Here is a 16,945-nt window from a genome sequence, read left to right as displayed (position 1 = left end):
CCAACTGGATGCAATAACATGTACCTCGAACATTTCGGTCTGCAACGTCACCCGTTCCGGATGGCGCCGGAAGATGACTTCATCTATATGAGTCAGCAGCATTCGCGCGCGTTCGTGTATATGGATTCGGCTGTCTGGAGTCCTGAAGGCTTTGTCGTCGTCAGCGGCGAGATTGGCTCGGGCAAGACGACCTTGCTCAAGAAGCTGATGCGTGGCCTGAATCAGGACCTGAAGCTGTTTCACATTGCCTACACCAACCTGAAATCGGATGATCTGTTCCACCTGATTGTCCGCCAGGCTGGCTTGCCGTATGACGATAAGAACAAGGTATCGATGCTGCTGGCCATTAACGACTATTTGCAAAAGCTGTCGGACGATGGCGTACCCGTGGTACTGGCAGTGGACGAAGCCCAGAACCTGAGCCGCGAGAACCTGGAAGACATTCGTATGTTGTCGGGCCTGGAGGGCAAGGGTGGCCCGGTGATGCGAGTCATCCTGCTGGGCCAGCCCGAATTGAAAGACGCCATCTACAACATTCCGCAGCTGGCACAGCGCGTTAAACTCTTTTTTCACCTCAACGGCCTGAGCGCGAAAGAGACCGGTGAGTACATCGATCATCGCCTCTTTATTGCCGGTTACGAAGGCGACACCCTGTTTAATGCCGACACGGTGCAACAGGTTTATGCACTCAGCAAAGGGATTCCCCGCTTAATCAACAAGTTGTGTGACGGCCTGATGCTGTGCGCCTATTCCGACGACCGCCCTCACCTCAACGCCGCCGATCTGGTCGAAATTCGCCAGGACCTGATGGGTGAGACCTTTATGGCCCATATGGAAGCGGAAACCGGTGACGACGAGAAGCCGTCGGGCGCTGCAGAACACTCAAACGCAGTTGTCGACAATTCACCGGTTAACGAGCAAGCGTCAAGCCCGATCGACGATACGGCCCTGGGCCGTATTGCCAGCGCACTCGAACGCATCGATGCCAAGCTCGATCGGCTGGTCAGCCAACAAGACACGCCGCCCAGCAATGTTAAACCGCTGAACCCCAAGCGCCGGAGTTGAACTGCAAGCCGTTCGCCCTGAACCCTTCAAGGGGGGGTTAGGGCGACTACCGGATGCCGGTTTACACCCAGCCCTGCAACTCCTGAGTAACAATTTTGTCCAGCATCTCAATGCTTCGATCGGAGGCATTCAGGCACGGCAGTACATCGCACACTTCACCGCCTGCTTCCAGAAACCCATGACGCGCCTCAATGGCTATCTCTTCGAGCGTTTCAACGCAATCCGACACAAACCCTGGCGTAGCCACAGCAATGCGTTTAATACCCTCTTCCGGCAGCTTTTCGAGCACCTCGGCAGTATAGGGTTGCAGCCACTTGGTTGGACCAAGCCGGGACTGAAACGTAACCCGCACCCGGTCTTTTGGCCAGCCCAGCCCTTCGCGCAGCAAACGGGCGGTTTTCTGGCAATGGCAGTAATAGGGGTCGCCCTTATCGAAATAGGCTTGTGGCAGACCGTGAAACGACAGCACCAGCACCTCGGGCTCCTGCTCCAGCGCAGCCAGTTGCTCCCGGGTTTGTGAGACCAGCGCATCGATATGCGCCGGATGGTCGTGCCAGGGGTGGGCCAAGCGCAGGGTTGGCTGCCAGCGCATCTTCTTCAAGGTATCAAAAACCGCATCGGTAACTGAGGCCGACGTGGTGGCGGAATATTGCGGGTACAGCGGCAATACCAGCAAACGGTCACAGCCCTGAGCCATCAGGGCGTCAATGCGCGAGGCGATCGACGGCGTGCCATAACGCATGGCCCAGTCGATGACCCACTCGGGCCGTTGCTGCTGCAGGCGCTCTGCCTGCTCGCGGGTATATCGCCGCAGCGGGGATTCATCCGGGTTGGTCAGCCAGATTTTCTGATAGGCCGCGGCCGATTTTTTCGGGCGAAAGGTCAGAATGGGGCCAAACAGTATGGGCCACCAGATCAGCGGGCTGACTTCGATAATGCGCCGGTCCATTAAAAACTCACGCAAATAGCGGCGCACACTGGTGGTATCGGGTGCATCCGGCGTGCCCAGATTGACCAGCAAGACGCCAATGCGACCGTGTTTTACTGCAGGATGTTGCTCTGGTTTAGACATTCCGTTCCTTCCAATCGGGCGATAGAGGCGAGTAGATCTTTACGGCGAGGGTTACAGCATGAATACTGCTAAAACCATGATTACTGATAACGTATTGTAACGCGATAGGCCCGCTGTCCAATAATGCACGTCTGGCATCGGGTTTTATACCACTGCGACTCAGACACTACGGATATCACTGGTTGACGGTTCAACAGCGCCATAAATCGTGCCAGCTGCCGGGTATGCCTATCCGGGGAAGTCCGCAACATGGATGTTGCGGTCTAGGCCCCATGGACGGGTTCACGCCGACCCCGGATAGGCATGCCCGGTTGCCGGCTTTCAACCGGTGAAGTCTAAGAATACCCAATAATAAGAGGTGCAGTATCCCCGTGATGAACCCCTGGTCGTTATTCTCCCTGGCGATCGCCTATGTGGCGGTCCTGTTCATGATCGCCCTCTATGGTGACCGGCAAAAGGAAAAACGCTGGCCGGGGTGGATCAACGCCAGCATTTATTCAATGTCGCTCGCGGTCTATTGCACCAGCTGGACCTACTACGGCGGTGTGGGCCGTGCCGCCAGCGGTGGCTGGGAGTTTCTGCCCATTTATCTCGGGCCCATTCTCGTGTTTACCCTGGGTGGGCCGGTGCTGATCAAGCTGGTGAAGCTCGGGCACCGGCAGAATACGACCTCAATTGCCGATTTTCTGGCCTCGCGCTATGGCAAGCGCAACGGCATAGCCGTGCTGGTAACCTCTATTTGCACCCTGGCGGGGGTGCCCTACATTGCGCTGCAGTTGAAGGCGGTTTCCACCAGCCTGGAAGTACTGGTCGACCCGGTGCTGATCCAGCAAAGCGGCATCAGCGACACCGCGCTGATGGTGGCACTGGCGATGATCGGCTTTGCCACCTTGTTCGGCACCCGGCAGGTCAATGTGTCGGAACATCACCGGGGCATGATGCTGGCGATAGCGTTTGAATCAGTGATCAAACTGGCCGCGCTGGTGACGCTGGCTCTCTTTGTGATCTATGTCTTCTTTAACGGCCCGGCAGATTACATGACGACCTTCCGGCAAATCGAGGTCTTCGACTGGAATGGGCCGTCGCTCAATTTCATTACCCAGACGATACTGGCCGCCAGTGCCATTCTGGTGTTGCCGCGCCAGTTCCATGTGACGGTGGTGGAAAACACCGATCTGCGCCATCTGAACCAGGCCCGCTGGGGATTCAGCCTGTACCTGATTCTGATCAGCCTGGTGATTCTGCCCATTACCACGGCTGGTCTGATGCTGTTTCCGGCTGATGCCGTGAACGCCGATACCTACGTACTGCTGATTCCCCAGGCGACCCAGCAGAACTGGCTGAGCGCGCTGGTGTTTATAGGCGGGTTTTCAGCCTCGACGGCGATGATTGTGATCACCACGCTCACGCTGTCCACCATGCTCAGCAACGATGTCATCTTGCCCCTGCTGATGCGCGGGCGCATGGCGGAGCCCAGACGCCAGGTTGGGCCAGCGCTGATCATGGTGCGGCGCCTGGCCATTGTCGGGGTGATTCTGGCGGCCTGGCTGTATCACCACAGCTTTGGTGGCATCGATGAACTCTCGACCATCGGCCTGCTGGCGTTTTCCCTGGTGGTGCAGTTGATGCCAGCGTTGATCGGGGGTCTGTACTGGCGCAAGGGCAATGCCTGGGGGGCTTACGGCGGCATGCTGATCGGCACCTTGCTCTGGGTGTGGACGCTGATGCTGCCTACCCTGGTCCGTTCCACCATGCTCCCGGATACTTTTTTGCAGCATGGCCTGTTCGGGTTCGACTGGCTTAAACCAGAGGCGCTCTTCGGGTTCGAGTTTACCGACCCGCTGAGCCACGGTGTTTTCTTCAGCTTGCTGGCCAATACGGTGGTGTACATCTGGTTATCGCGTCGCACCCAGCCCAGCCTCAACGATCGAATGCAGGCGGCGGCCTATGTGAATCTCGATGAGCATTTGCACCACCCCGGGCAAGTGCCGCGCAAGATCAGCATTCGCACCGGCGAGTTGATCGCCATGCTGGAACGGTTTGCCGGCTACGGTCGCACCCGCACCCTTATCGAAGATTTCGAGCGGGTGAACCACCTGCACCTGAACCCCCAGGAAGCCCCGACGGCCGATTTCATACGCTACGTTGAACGCACCCTCTCCGGTGTGATTGGCGCCAGTTCGGCACGCGCCATGATGCACTCGGCACTGTCGGGGCGGCACCTGAATTTTGAAGATGTGGTGACCTTCTTTGATGAGACCACTCAGGCGATCCAGTTCAACCAGAAGGTGCTGTCGGCAACGCTGGAAAACATCGACCACGGCGTGTCGGTGCTCGACGGCGACATGAACCTGGTCGCCTGGAACCGCAAATACCTGGAGATGTACCAGTATCCCAAAGGCATGATTCGGGTAGGCGTTCCGGTCGAGACGCTGGTACGGTTCAATGCCGAGCGCGGTGAATGCGGGCCCGGCTCACCGGATGAGCACGTGCGGCGCCGTGTTGAGCACCTGAAACAGGGTACGTCGCACCGCTTTATCCGGGTGAGACGCGATGGGTCGGTGATTGAAATACGGGGCAACCCGCTGCCGGGTGGTGGCTTTGTAACCACCTTTAACGACATTACCGAGTTCGTGAAGGCACAAGACGAATTGCAGGATGCCAAGAACACGCTTGAGATTCGGGTAGCGGAACGGACGGAAGCGGCGCGACTGATCAATGCGGAATTGCGGGCTGAAATCGGTGAGCGGGAACGCGCTGAAACGGCTCTGCTGGCGGCTAAAAGTGAAGCCGAGCGCGCCAATGCCAGTAAGACCCGCTTTCTGGCGCTCGCCAGTCACGACATTCTGCAGCCGTTGAATGCGGCCCGGCTTTATACGGCGGCTCTGGCTGAGCAATGGCCTGCGGAGGCGACGCTGGGCAAGCTGGATCAGTCGCTGCGCACCACGGAAGAGCTGATGTCGACGTTGCTTGAAATTGCCCGGCTCGATGGTCAGGAGGTGGCCCCCGAATCCCAACCGATGGCGCTGGGCCCGCTGTTATTGGGCATCGACAACGAGTTTCAGCCAGTCGCCCGCGAAAAGCAGCTTCAGCTGCGGATTCGGCACACCCGTCTGGCGGTAAAGTCGGTCCCCAATGCGCTGCGTCGCATCGTGCAGAACCTGGTGTCGAATGCCATTAAGTACACTCGCTCGGGTGGCGTTCTAGTGGGAGCCCGCCAGCGCGGTGACCGGGTGGTTATTCAGGTTTGGGATTCCGGTCTGGGCATTGATGACCGGGATTTACAGCGCATTTTCAATGACTTCACCCGGCTCGATCAACACAGCCAGGAGGCCGAAGGCGTGGGCCTCGGTCTGGGTGTTGTGACCCGTCTGAGCCAGCTGTTGCAGCACCCGATTCGGGTTTACTCACGTCCGGGACGGGGCTCCTGCTTCGAAGTTGAGCTACCCTTGGCGCAGCCGACAGTGGTATTGAAACCCGCCCAGACCATAACGGCCGCCTCCCGGTCCGATCTGACCCTAAAGGTGCTGGTGATCGACAATGAACCCCAGAATGTGGACGCTCTGGTCACTCTGCTGCAACGCTGGGGGTGCGAGACCCATTTCGCGACCAGTGGCGACCAGGCGCTCAAGGTGCCCGTGCCCGATCTGGTGCTACTCGACTACCACCTGGGTGAGAACGAAACCGGGCTGACGCTTTACCCGCAGTTGCTGGCACACTGGCAAACCCCGGTTCCGGGCATTCTGATCACCGCACACCCGGACGACCAGTTACGCGGAGAAGCGGAAGCCATGGGGCTGAGTTATCTGCGCAAGCCCGTGAAGCCAGCCACGCTGAGGTCATTGCTTAGAGCGATGACGGCGGCTTGAGTCTGTTGGGGCCTAACCGGAATAGGCAGCAAAAATTAAAACAGATGTTTTAGGCAATTACTGAAGTTGAGACCTGATGCTCTGAACTGGGTCGGGCATTTCTATAAGCTGAGTGGTTCGAGGAGGATTCACAAGATGCAGAAAATGCACATTTTGACCCAGGTTCCGGAGCACATCTTTAGCACTCCGAACCAGATCGCCGTTACCCAGCGCTGGCAGAAACGCTTCAATGTGGCCAGTTGGGTACGCTTTGACGCTCAGGACAACAGCCCTGTTCGGTTGCTGCTTCGCTATCGGGATGCCTCTGGCGTACGGGATGTTGCGGTAGACCAGGGAAGAATCAACAGCAAGACACTGTTGCTCTCCGGTGTGGCCAATCTGAAATTGACGGGCCGGCTGGAACGCATCGATGTCATTTTGCAGAGCGATCTCGATCACTATGTGGTCGATGAACTCTTTGTCCAGCCGGTGCAGGATAAATCGGCCGAGCGGTCACGGCCTGCACGCAAAGTCCTTTGGGGATCATCAGAAAGCTGATTCGCTGCCCCGGAAGATTGATAACTGCTTTTCCAACGCTTGCCTGCATTGCGCGGCTGTCAGTCCTCAGGGGCTGATCAGCCGCGACACTCCACTACGTCCGTCAGAATCGGCGGCTCGGAATACCGGTCATCGTCTTCTTTTGCCAGATTAACGTGATTGACCAGACTTTGGGGTACGGAATCGAAATCCAGCCCGGTGGTGCGCTTGAGGTGCGCCAGCGCGAGTTCGGGACGAACCTGATAAAGGTGCACAACCTTGCTGGCCGAGTCGTCCTGGCTGCGGCGGGCGGTGCTGTGTTTAAGCGTGGAGGTCATGTCACTTCCCCTTATTTCCCACTGGGTACTGAATCAAATACTTCGATTTAATTCGCTTACACAGAGCATAGAGCGAGAAGCGTGCCAATGTTGGGAAAGCCGCTCAGTCGGCATTTCAGGGGAGTACTGGTTCACAGCCTTTGCGGTATCGGCCAGAATGTGACGCTTTTTGTCAGTATGTCGCTGGAATCAAAGCAGTCAGGTGTTCTCTGAGTCCATCGCCAGGCGGTTGACCAGAATGACCGCCTGAGTCCGGTTTAACACGCCGAGTTTGCGGAAAATGGCGGTTACGTGGGCTTTTACCGTGGCTTCGGAGATATTCAGATCGTAGGCGATCTGCTTGTTCAGCCGCCCTTGTTGCAGGTGTTGCAACACCCGGCGTTGCTGGTCGGTCAGTTCCCCGAGTCGGCGCACGATGTCGAGCAGTTCGTCGTCTTCCGGGGTGGCATCGACGCCCTCCGGCCAGACTTCATCGCCGTTCAGAATGGCCAGTACCGACTGACGAATGGCGTCTGTCGGGGCTGACTTGGCAATAAACCCCAGCGCGCCAAAGGTGCGGGTACGGGCGATGACGGCCGGGTCGTCGCTGCCGGAGATCACCACAACCGGTACGTCCGGAAAGGTTTTGCGAATCTGAATCAGGCCAAAGAAGCCGTCGCTGCCCGGCATGCGCAAATCGAGCATGAGCAGGTCGAGATCCTGTCGCTGCTCAAGCACGGTCAGGGTTTCTTCCAGCGTTGAGGCCAGGGCAATGGTGCTGTCGCTCAGGTCACCCTGCTGCAGGGCCATCATCAATGCATCCCGGAACAGGGGGTGGTCATCGGCGATGAGTAGCTGATATGACATGGGCATTCCTATTGCTGAGGCTGCGTGGCAGCTTGGCCAGACCGGTTATTGGCGCTCCGGGCATGGCTTGTTGGTGCATTTTTTTGTTGTAGTCGGTCAGCGCTTGACGCTGTTTTCTATTGTGACCTAGTTTGACCTGTTTTTTGGCGTCTGTGAACCAACAAAAACCCGGCGCGGGGCCGGGTTGTCGATTACCTTGGTTCAGCGGGTGCTTATTTCTGATTCAGACGATGCTCAATCAGATCATCCACCACAGATGGATCGGCCAGGGTTGAGGTATCGCCCAGGCTGTCCTGCTCGTTGGCGGCAATCTTGCGCAAAATGCGGCGCATGATCTTGCCGGAGCGGGTTTTCGGCAGGCCGTCGGTCCACTGAATTAGGTCGGGTGAGGCGATGGGGCCAATTTCCTTGCGCACCCATTGCACCAGCTCTTTGGTCAGTTCATCGCTCGGTACCACACCGGCCATGGGGCTGACGTAGACGTAGATGCCCTGCCCTTTCAGATCGTGCGGGTAGCCAACAACCGCGGCTTCGGAGACCGATGGATGCGCGACCAGGGCGCTTTCAATCTCGGCCGTGCCGAGGCGGTGGCCGGAGACGTTGAGTACGTCGTCGACACGACCGGTGATCCAGTAATAGCCGTCTTCGTCCCGACGGGCGCCGTCGCCGGTGAAGTAATAGCCTTCGTAGGTGCTGAAGTAGGTTTGGGCGAAACGGTCGTGGTCGCCATAGATGCTGCGCATCTGGCCCGGCCAGCTGTCGGTGATGACCAGGTTGCCTTCTACCGCGCCTTTCAATTCGCGCCCGGCGTTATCGACCAGCGCTGGCTGAACACCAAAGAAGGGCCGTGTGGCAGAGCCGGGTTTGAGATCGGTCGCGCCGGGCAGCGGGGTGATGAGGATGCCGCCGGTTTCGGTTTGCCACCAGGTATCGACGATGGGCACTTCATTGCGGCCGTAATGGCTGTGGTACCACTCCCAGGCTTCCGGGTTGATCGGTTCGCCAACCGAGCCCAGCAGGCGAATGCTGGAAAGATCGGAGCCTTCGGTGGCTTCGTTGCCTTTGGCCATCAGCGCGCGGATGGCGGTGGGAGCGGTGTACAGAACATTGACCTGGTGCTTGTCGATGACCTGAGCTATGCGCTTCACCGACGGGTAGGTCGGCACGCCTTCGAACATCAGGGTTTTGGCGCCGTTGGCCAGCGGTCCGTACAGAATGTAGCTGTGACCGGTGATCCAGCCTACATCGGCCGCGCACCAGTAGACATCGCCGTCCTGGTAGTCGAATACGTACTGATGCGTCAGCGAGGCGTACACCAGATAGCCGCCGGTGGTGTGCAGCACGCCCTTGGGCTTACCGGTTGAACCGGAGGTATAGAGGATGAACAGCGGGTCTTCTGCGTTCATCTCTTCGGCCGGGCAGTCATCGCTGGCCTTGTCTACCGACTCGTGATACCAGACATCCCGGCCTTCTTTCCAGCCTACCTTAGCGCCCGTGCGACGCACCACCAGTACCTTTTTGACACACTCGGTACCGGAATGTTCCAGCGCCTTGTCGACGTTCTGCTTCAGCGGAATGGCTTTGGCACCCCGCACGCCTTCGTCGGCGGTGATGACCAGGTTGGAGTCACAGTCTTCAATGCGACCGGCCAGGGCATCGGGTGAGAAACCACCGAACACCACCGAGTGAATCGCGCCAATGCGGGCACAAGCCAGCATGGCGTAGGCGGCTTCGGGAATCATGGGCATGTAGATGGTGACCCGGTCGCCTTTGCTGACGCCCAGGTCTTTCAGGGTGTTCGCCAGCCGGCTGACGTGGCCATGCAGTTGGCGATAGGTGATTTCGGTTTTCTCGTCGGTCAGTTCATCGCCTTCGAAGATAATGGCGGTCTGATCGCCTTTGGTCGCCAGATGGCGGTCGATGCAGTTATGAGCAACGTTCAGCGTGCCGTCCTGAAACCATTTGATGTGCAGATTGTTCTTGTCGAAACTGACGTCCCGAACCTGGGTATAGGGCTTGAACCAGTCGAGTCGATGGCCCTGTTCGCGCCAGAAACCCTCGTTGTCTTCGATTGACTGCTGATACAGGCGGTCATAATCTTCAGAAGTGACCAGGGCACGTTCACGTGCCGCAGCGGGCACCGGATAGACCTTGCTGTCCATATTCTTCCCCTATGTTCTTGTTTTGAAATGATTCTGGCCGTTTCAGCTGAACTCCCTGCGCGTCAGTTGCCCGTAGCAGGGAGGAGCAAGCGGCCATGGCTAGTCGAGTGTAGCCTCCTATTGTTGTTTTTGGCGGTTGAACCACAATGCGACATTAGTCGATTCGGCTCACGCTCCGGCTGGCGTGTGCACAGCGACGGGCGTTATTCTTCATCGGTATCCTGGTAGTTCTCAAACAGCTGTTTCAGGGCTGTCTGGGCCTGGCCGTTGACCGACTCCGCCGGGAACAGCCCTTTGCTGTCAGCCTCGCCGGGTTGCATGCCGGTCAGTAGCGCCAGCGCCTGATAAACGTGCCGCACCGCATGAATCTGAAAGCGCCCGGCGCTGACCGCCTCGATGACTTCCTGCTTCAGCATCAGGTGCTTGACGTTATCGGCCGGTATAATCACGCCCTGTTCACCGGTCAGCCCACGAATCTCGCAAAGCTTGAAGAAGCCTTCAATTTTTTCATTGATGCCGCCGACCGCCTGCACTTCGCCCAACTGGTTCATTGAGCCAGTAATCGCATAGCCCTGATTCACCGGAATCTGTGCGATGGCACTGATCAGCGCGCAATATTCGGCGACGGTGGCGCTGTCGCCATCAATGGCGCCATAACTCTGTTCCATGGCGATGTGCGCCGACAGCGTCAGCGGAAACTGGCGACCAAAATCGTGGCCCAGAAAGCCACTGAGGATCATCACGCCCTTGCTGTGTATGGCCTGCCCGAGCTCTACTTCCCGCTCGATGTCGACGACGCCCTTGGCCCCTACATGCACGGTGCCGGTTATGCGGGCCGGGGAGCCAAAGCGGCTCTCGCCAATTTCCATCACGGTCAAACCGTTCACGCAACCGACACGCTTGCCCTGGGTGTCGATCAGGACAGTGCCTTCCTGAATCTCCATTAGCATCTGGTCGGCAATGCGACCATTGCGGTACTCCGCCGCATTCAGGGCGCGCTCAATGTGTTCGGCATCGATCACCCGGGCGTCGTCATGCCGGCACAGAAAATCGGCTTCGGCAAACACCTTAAACACCTTGATCACCTGGGCCGACAGCCTTGACTGGTGTTCCGCCTCGCGCAGGCTGAATTCAACCAGCCGCTCCAGAGCGGCCCGTGTTAAAGGACGAAAGCCCTTGTCATCGCCATAGGCTTTGATGCGCAGAATCAGGTTGTCGACGGTTTCCGAGTTGCGTGGAATGAAATTATCGAAATCGACCGGCACCCGAAACAGTTCATTGAATTCAGGGTCCCATTCCTGCAGCTGGTAATAGATATCACGCGAGCCAATCAGAATGACCTTCACGTTCAACGGAATGCTTTGCGGGCAGAGTGTGATGGTGTGCATCAGCGAGGCATCAATAAAGGGTGATTCCATCTTTACTTGTTTGGTCTTCAACGCCAGCTTCAACGCTTCCCAGGCAAAGGGCTCGATCAGCAGTTTTTCAGCATCGAGAATCAGATAGCCGCCGTTGGCACGCAGCAAACTGCCGGGCCGAATCAATTGAAAGTTGGTGACCGGAATGCCTTGCTGGGTGCTGTACTCGATGCGGCCAAAGAGGTTCTGGTACGTTGGAAGCATTTCGTAAACCACCGGTGCGCCGGCGTTCATTTCGTGCTGAGTCAGTAAATTGGGGCGCAAATAGGTTTGCAGCGTTTGTTTGCGCTCCTGGTCTGAACGCACTTCCAGCCCCAGTTCATCGGAATACAATTCGAGAATCAGCGGCGGCAGATGCTGTTTAACCGCACGCAGATAACGCAGCACCGACAGTTGGCTCTGATACCGAACTTCGAGCTCCTTCAGCAATGGTTTTATGGCCTGCTGCACGGTCTCGTTATTGAGTTCTCGCAGCTTTTCCGAACTGGTGCGCCGCCAGGTGGGCATTTCCAGCAGTTGCTCGTTCAGGTGCTCTTCAATCTCACTGATGCGACGCTGAAATTCGCTGCGCAGTTCTTCTGGCAGTTGTGCAAATTCGGTTTCATCCAGGGCTTTGCCATCGATCACTGGCAGCAGCATGACCGAATTGCCATCGGAGACGACGGCAATTTCATGCTGGTTGGCAAACCGCTCCACCACCGCCATGGCAGCATCGTATTTCTGATTGAATTCCCGGTCGATGGCGGTGCGTTTACGCTGGTAAGTCGGGTTTTCAAACGCTGCCGGAAAGGTATCCATCAACTCACCAATAAAGCCGTTGATGGCCTTCAGCAAGTCGTCACCACGGGAGGCCGGCAGCTCCAGTGTCATTGGCTCCCGGGCGTTTTCAAAATTATTGATGTAGGCCCATTCGGTTGGCGACTGCTGGGTGTCAGCCAGGTCTTTTACGTACTTGGAGACCAGCGACTGCCGGCCGGTGCCGGAAGCGCCCATCACATAGAGGTTATACCCGGATCCACGCATGGCGATGCCGAATTCCAGCGAGTCTTTGGCGCGCGGCTGGCCGAGAAAGCCACTAACGCCTTCAAGATCGTCAGAGGTTTCGATCAGCAGATGCTCCAGCGAGACCTGAGCTTTGAGTTGTTCGGGCTGCAAACGGTCGGCTGTCGGGGTTGTGACTGTGTTGGGCATTTTGTTCCTTACTCTACCGAGTTGTTGAAGAAAGCGTCCTGCCTTTTTCAATACACCAAGAGCAAACAGTGTGAGTTATGCTTTGCTACCAGGCTTGATGACGGGTCTGTCACCAGGCTCGCCGGAATGTCCCTACTCCGGATGCCAGGGGCATGCATCAGACCGAAACCTCGGCCTTGATGTGCGGATGTGACTGATAATCCAAAATCTCGAAATCGTCGAACCGATAGTCAAACAGTGACTCCGGTTTTCGCGCCAGGCGCAGTTGCGGCAAAGGATAAGGCTCGCGACTGAGCTGCAGGTCCGTCTGTTCCAGATGGTTCAGATACAGATGCACATCACCGCCGCTCCAGACAAAATCGCCCACGTCCAACCCGGCTTGCTGGGCCACCATGTGGGTCAGCAACGCATAGCTGGCGATGTTGAACGGCAACCCGAGAAACACATCGCAGGAGCGTTGATACAGCTGACAACTGAGTTTGCCGTTGGCGACATAAAACTGAAACAAGCTGTGGCAGGGCGGGAGCGCCATCTTGTCGACATCGGCCGGGTTATAGGCAACGACCAGCATACGCCGGCTGTCGGGGTTGGTTTTCAGAGTGTGCATCACCTGACTGATCTGATCGATGGTATCGCCATCCGGTGTGCGCCAGTGGCGCCATTGCTGACCATAAACCGGGCCCAAATCACCGTTTTCATCGGCCCATTCATCCCAGATGCGAACGCCATTGTCTTTCAGGTACTGAATATTGGTATCGCCACTCAGAAACCACAGCAGCTCGTGGATGATGCTGCGCAGGTGCAGTTTTTTGGTGGTAACCAGCGGGAACCCCTGGTTCAGATCGAACCGCATCTGGTGACCGAAAATGCTGAGGGTACCGGTACCGGTGCGGTCCGCTTTGCGGGTGCCTTCGTCTTTGATGCGTTGCATCAGGTCCAGATACTGCTTCATGTGCGCTTGCCTTTGCCCGACTTCCCGGACTGCTTTTTGGAAGATGTCTTACCGGATTTGGCCGCTGAGGCTGATGTTGAGCCGTTTACGCTCGGTTCAACCGCTGGGGCCGTATCAAACACATTGCGACGGTATGCCCAGACCATCATCAGTAGGCCGATCAGGATCATCGGGATACTCAGTATCATGCCCTGGGTCAGGAACCCAAGTGCGCGAATGCCCAGGTGTTCGTCCGGCTCACGGAAGAATTCGGCGGCGGTACGAAAGACACCATAGCCGACAATGAACAGACCGGACACCGCCATGCGTGGCCGCGGGTTGCGGCTAAACCACCACATCAGAATAAACAGCCCAAGGCCTTCGCCGGCCATCTGGTAGAGCTGAGACGGGTGGCGCACCAGGCCATCTATTTGCGGAAAGATCATGCCCCAGGAGACATCGGTGGGGCGTCCCCAGAGCTCTCCGTTAATGAAGTTACCCAGGCGACCAAAGAAAATGCCCGGCGGTACCAGCGGCGCGACAAAGTCGCCCACGGCGAAGATCGGTTTGCCGGTCTTGCGGGCAAACAGGATCACGGCCAGACAGACCCCCAGGAAGCCGCCATGGAAGCTCATACCGCCTTCCCAGATACGGAACAAATAAAGGGGGTTCTGGAAGAATTCGCTCAGGTTGTAAAACAGGACATAGCCGACACGTCCACCCACTATAATGCCGACGACAATGTAAAACAGCAGATCCTGCACCTGTTCCGAAGTAAAACCGCGCCACGACTGCTTGCGCGCACGCCAGATACCCAGATACAGACCGGCTGCAAAGCCAGCCAGATACATCAGACCGTACCACTGGATTTGAAGGGGCCCCAGGGCTAGGGCAACCGGGTCGAATTGAGGGTGAATCATCAGGAGGTTATCCGCTAAAACCGAGTGCGGATGATACCCCACACGGCACAGCTGAGGAACCGGTGCGGGCCAGCGTACCGGTTCCTCACAGGCCTGGCCAATTAGCGGTTGAAGCGATCGCGATCGTGGGGCGCATCAAAGCTCAGCGCCGGGCCTTTCGGGATGACCCCATGGGGATTGATGGTCTTGTGGCTGAAGTAGTAATGGCGCTTGATATGCACCAGATCCACCGTCCCGGCAATGCCTGGCTGCTGGTAAAGATCCCGTACATAGTTCTGCAGGTTCGGGTAGTCCTGAATGCGCCGGTGGTTGCACTTGAAGTGCCCCACATACACCGGATCGAACCGGACCAGGGTGGTAAACAACCGCCAGTCAGCTTCTGTAATCTGCTCACCGACCAGGTAACGCCGGGTGCTCAGCCGGTCTTCCAGCCAGTCCAGACTGTCGAACAGCTCATCGAACGCCTTTTCGTAGGCGTCCTGAGTGGTTGCAAAGCCACTCTTGTAGACCCCGTTGTTAACGGTGTGATACACCCGGTCATTGACCTCATCGATCTCAGCGCGCAGCGCTTCAGGGTAAAAATCGAGCGTGTTACCGGTGATATGATCGAATTCGCGGTTCAGCATGCGAATGATCTCGGCACTTTCATTGCTGGCTATGGTGTTTTGCTCGGTATCCCACAGTACAGGCACAGTTACCCGACCGGTATAGTCGGATTTGGCCCGGGTGTAGAGCTCATGATAAAACCGGCTTTGGTGCAGGTTATCACCAACAACGGTCGGGCTTTCCAGAGTGGGGCCTTCAAACGTCCAGCCGTTTTCTAGCATGTCAGGATGCACGGCCGACAAACCAATGTGATCTTCCAAACCTTTCAGCTTGCGAAAAATCATGGTGCGATGGGCCCAGGGGCACGCCATGGAGACATAGAGGTGGTAGCGCCCGCTCTCGGCCTTGAAACCGGCCCGGCCTGAAGGACCGGCTTCACCGTCTCTGGTGACCCAGTTACGGAAGTGCGCGTCTTCACGCTCGAATTTGCCACCGCTTTTACTGGTGTCGTACCACTTGTCTTGCCATTGTCCGTTTACTAAAAGCCCCATGGTGTTCTCCTCTGGTGGTTATAGCCTCCACACAGTTGACTGCATGAAGACACCGGGCCCAAGCCATCACTAAGCGACAGCCCTAGATTATTAACCACCATAGTATCGGAAAGGCGGGGTGAGAAAAGCAGAAGAAACTGACCACGGTCTTCAGAATATTTGAAGACGAGCAGTGATCCAGTCTCAACCGCCCAAAAAAACAGGCCAACAGCAAAAAAGCCAGAAGGAGCCGAATTACCGGCTCGTTCTGGCTTTTCTGTTGAGCAAATAGACCTCTGCAGCCGGTTCTGATAGACCGACGTGAGTCGAGTTCCGTTTACTGAACGGCCGCTATCATGTGATCGACGGCTGCTTGGACTTCCTCATCGCTCAAACTGGCGTTGCCGCCTTTGGCTGGCATGGAACCAATGCCGTTAATCGCATGGTCGTACAGTGTCGCGGTATCCTGTTCCAGACGAGCAGACCACTGACCGGCATCTCCGAAAACGGGTGCACCCAATACGCCCGAGGTGTGACAGGCAGCACAAGCCGCAGCGTACACCGCATCACCGCTTCTGGGCTCAGAGCTTTGAGGCGCGGAAGCAGCAACTGTCGCTGTTGCGCACTCCTGGCCTTCAACACACACATTACCAGCTGGCGCCAGGCGCTCGCGCACCTGATCTTCATAAGACTCACCCCAGGCGAAACCCGCCAACAGGGTTACGGTGATCAGACCTATCAGTTTATTCATTATCAGACCTGTATTATGTAATCAAATTCGAAGGTGGGCGAAGTATAACGAGTTAAGACGCCGTTGAAAAACCATTCGCTGTAAAAGGGTATTAACCAATGCATAAAAAAACCCCAGTACCTTTCGATACTGGGGTTGGTATTAAAAGCTTTACGAGGACCCGGGCGGCGCTCCGCTGCTCTCATGAGAGTAGGTCATCGTCCGTTGAACCGAAGCCACAGGCATAAAAAAACCCCAGACCTTCTCAGGCCTGGGGTTGGTATTAAAAGCTTGACGATGACCTACTCTTACATGGGGCGGTCCGACGATTCGGGACCACACACACCAAAAAGCGGGTCTCCCCATGCATAAAAAAACCCCAGACCTTCTCAGGCCTGGGGTTGGTATTAAAAGCTTGACGATGACCTACTCTCACATGGGGAGACCCCACACTACCATCGGCGAGGCTGCGTTTCACTTCTGAGTTCGGCAAGGGATCAGGTGGTTCCACAGCTCTATCGTCGTCAAGCAAACTGGTTGGTGTTAAGAGAAGCTGTTAGCTGTTAGCTGTTAGCTGTTAGCTGTTAGCTGTTAGCTGTTAGTCAGCAGTATGCGCCTTAGCGCCCTGACTCTCAGCTCAAAGCTCTCTTTTCACCGAATTCGCTCTAATCAAGTCTGTTGCTTCTCAAAATACCGTTCGTCAGTACCAAGCACTGTCGTATCTTTCTTTGTCCTTCCATCGGCGACCCAACACCCCTTGGGCGTTATATGGCCAAGCCGCACGGGCAATTAGTACAGGTTAGCTCAACGC

At 56.8% G+C, this 16,945-nt stretch carries 12 protein-coding genes and 1 rRNA gene; 3 read left to right on the top strand and 10 right to left on the bottom strand.

Going from position 1 to position 16,945, the window contains the following annotated elements:
• Nucleotides 1–18 precede the first annotated feature (18 nt).
• Nucleotides 19–1,065 (top strand): ExeA family protein, encoded by a 1,047-nt coding sequence (locus ACHUE7_RS00065; protein WP_394168138.1) that lies wholly within the window; start codon nt 19–21, stop codon nt 1,063–1,065.
• A 61-nt stretch (nt 1,066–1,126) separates the two neighbouring features.
• Here ACHUE7_RS00065 and hemH read toward each other — a convergent pair whose 3' ends face one another.
• Nucleotides 1,127–2,137, bottom strand: coding sequence for a ferrochelatase (gene hemH, locus ACHUE7_RS00060; protein ID WP_394168137.1), 1,011 nt, complete (start codon nt 2,135–2,137; stop codon nt 1,127–1,129).
• 374 nt (nt 2,138–2,511) lie between these two features.
• Between hemH and ACHUE7_RS00055 the strand changes: the two genes are divergently transcribed.
• Both ACHUE7_RS00055 and ACHUE7_RS00050 read left to right on the top strand, forming a co-directional pair.
• Nucleotides 2,512–6,006, top strand: a complete 3,495-nt coding sequence (locus ACHUE7_RS00055) for a PAS domain-containing hybrid sensor histidine kinase/response regulator (protein WP_394169135.1) — start codon at nt 2,512–2,514, stop codon at nt 6,004–6,006.
• Nucleotides 6,007–6,141: 135 nt separating this feature from the next.
• Nucleotides 6,142–6,543, top strand: a complete 402-nt coding sequence (locus ACHUE7_RS00050) for a hypothetical protein (RefSeq protein WP_394168136.1) — start codon at nt 6,142–6,144, stop codon at nt 6,541–6,543.
• Between the two features lie 77 nt (nt 6,544–6,620).
• Here the strand turns inward: ACHUE7_RS00050 and ACHUE7_RS00045 are convergent, their stop codons facing one another.
• From ACHUE7_RS00045 to rrf, 9 genes are all read right to left on the bottom strand, one after another.
• Nucleotides 6,621–6,860, bottom strand: a complete 240-nt coding sequence (locus tag ACHUE7_RS00045; RefSeq protein WP_348475837.1) for a hypothetical protein — start codon at nt 6,858–6,860, stop codon at nt 6,621–6,623.
• Nucleotides 6,861–7,058: 198 nt separating this feature from the next.
• Nucleotides 7,059–7,706, bottom strand: coding sequence for a response regulator transcription factor (locus ACHUE7_RS00040; RefSeq protein ID WP_348475838.1), 648 nt, complete (start codon nt 7,704–7,706; stop codon nt 7,059–7,061).
• Between the two features lie 212 nt (nt 7,707–7,918).
• Nucleotides 7,919–9,868, bottom strand: coding sequence for an acetate--CoA ligase (gene acs, locus ACHUE7_RS00035; RefSeq protein WP_394168134.1), 1,950 nt, complete (start codon nt 9,866–9,868; stop codon nt 7,919–7,921).
• Between the two features lie 203 nt (nt 9,869–10,071).
• Nucleotides 10,072–12,477 (bottom strand): Lon protease family protein, encoded by a 2,406-nt coding sequence (locus ACHUE7_RS00030; RefSeq protein ID WP_394168133.1) that lies wholly within the window; start codon nt 12,475–12,477, stop codon nt 10,072–10,074.
• 157 nt (nt 12,478–12,634) lie between these two features.
• The gene (gene thyA, locus ACHUE7_RS00025) at nt 12,635–13,429 is read right to left on the bottom strand and encodes a thymidylate synthase (protein ID WP_348475841.1); all 795 of its coding nucleotides are present in this window, start codon (nt 13,427–13,429) and stop codon (nt 12,635–12,637) included.
• The gene (gene lgt, locus ACHUE7_RS00020) at nt 13,426–14,328 is read right to left on the bottom strand and encodes a prolipoprotein diacylglyceryl transferase (RefSeq protein WP_394168132.1); all 903 of its coding nucleotides are present in this window, start codon (nt 14,326–14,328) and stop codon (nt 13,426–13,428) included. Before lgt ends, thyA begins: the two co-directional genes overlap by 4 nt.
• 101 nt (nt 14,329–14,429) lie before the next feature.
• Nucleotides 14,430–15,425, bottom strand: coding sequence for a glutathione S-transferase family protein (locus ACHUE7_RS00015; RefSeq protein ID WP_394168131.1), 996 nt, complete (start codon nt 15,423–15,425; stop codon nt 14,430–14,432).
• 316 nt (nt 15,426–15,741) lie between these two features.
• On the bottom strand, nt 15,742–16,155 hold the full coding sequence (locus ACHUE7_RS00010; RefSeq protein ID WP_127560785.1) for a c-type cytochrome: 414 nt from the start codon (nt 16,153–16,155) through the stop codon (nt 15,742–15,744).
• Between the two features lie 392 nt (nt 16,156–16,547).
• Nucleotides 16,548–16,663, bottom strand: a 5S ribosomal RNA gene (gene rrf, locus ACHUE7_RS00005).
• Nucleotides 16,664–16,945 lie beyond the last annotated feature (282 nt).

Source organism: Saccharospirillum alexandrii (assembly GCF_043641555.1).
In the GTDB taxonomy this organism is placed as follows: Bacteria; Pseudomonadota; Gammaproteobacteria; order Pseudomonadales; family Natronospirillaceae; genus Saccharospirillum; species Saccharospirillum alexandrii_A.
The sequence above is the reverse complement of the archived record's forward strand: the minus strand, read 5'-3'. Positions and strand labels throughout refer to the sequence as shown.

Excerpts from the sequence above, each read along its gene's own strand:
- hemH (WP_394168137.1), bottom strand. The coding sequence starts at position 2,137 with ATGTCTAAACCAGAGCAACATCCTGCAGTAAAACACGGTCGCATTGGC.
- ACHUE7_RS00040 (WP_348475838.1), bottom strand. The coding sequence starts at position 7,706 with ATGTCATATCAGCTACTCATCGCCGATGACCACCCCCTGTTCCGGGAT.
- ACHUE7_RS00055 (WP_394169135.1), top strand. The coding sequence starts at position 2,512 with ATGAACCCCTGGTCGTTATTCTCCCTGGCGATCGCCTATGTGGCGGTC.
- ACHUE7_RS00015 (WP_394168131.1), bottom strand. The coding sequence starts at position 15,425 with ATGGGGCTTTTAGTAAACGGACAATGGCAAGACAAGTGGTACGACACC.
- ACHUE7_RS00030 (WP_394168133.1), bottom strand. The coding sequence starts at position 12,477 with ATGCCCAACACAGTCACAACCCCGACAGCCGACCGTTTGCAGCCCGAA.
- lgt (WP_394168132.1), bottom strand. The coding sequence starts at position 14,328 with ATGATTCACCCTCAATTCGACCCGGTTGCCCTAGCCCTGGGGCCCCTT.
- ACHUE7_RS00010 (WP_127560785.1), bottom strand. The coding sequence starts at position 16,155 with ATGAATAAACTGATAGGTCTGATCACCGTAACCCTGTTGGCGGGTTTC.
- thyA (WP_348475841.1), bottom strand. The coding sequence starts at position 13,429 with ATGAAGCAGTATCTGGACCTGATGCAACGCATCAAAGACGAAGGCACC.
- ACHUE7_RS00065 (WP_394168138.1), top strand. The coding sequence starts at position 19 with ATGTACCTCGAACATTTCGGTCTGCAACGTCACCCGTTCCGGATGGCG.
- ACHUE7_RS00050 (WP_394168136.1), top strand. The coding sequence starts at position 6,142 with ATGCAGAAAATGCACATTTTGACCCAGGTTCCGGAGCACATCTTTAGC.
- acs (WP_394168134.1), bottom strand. The coding sequence starts at position 9,868 with ATGGACAGCAAGGTCTATCCGGTGCCCGCTGCGGCACGTGAACGTGCC.
- ACHUE7_RS00045 (WP_348475837.1), bottom strand. The coding sequence starts at position 6,860 with ATGACCTCCACGCTTAAACACAGCACCGCCCGCCGCAGCCAGGACGAC.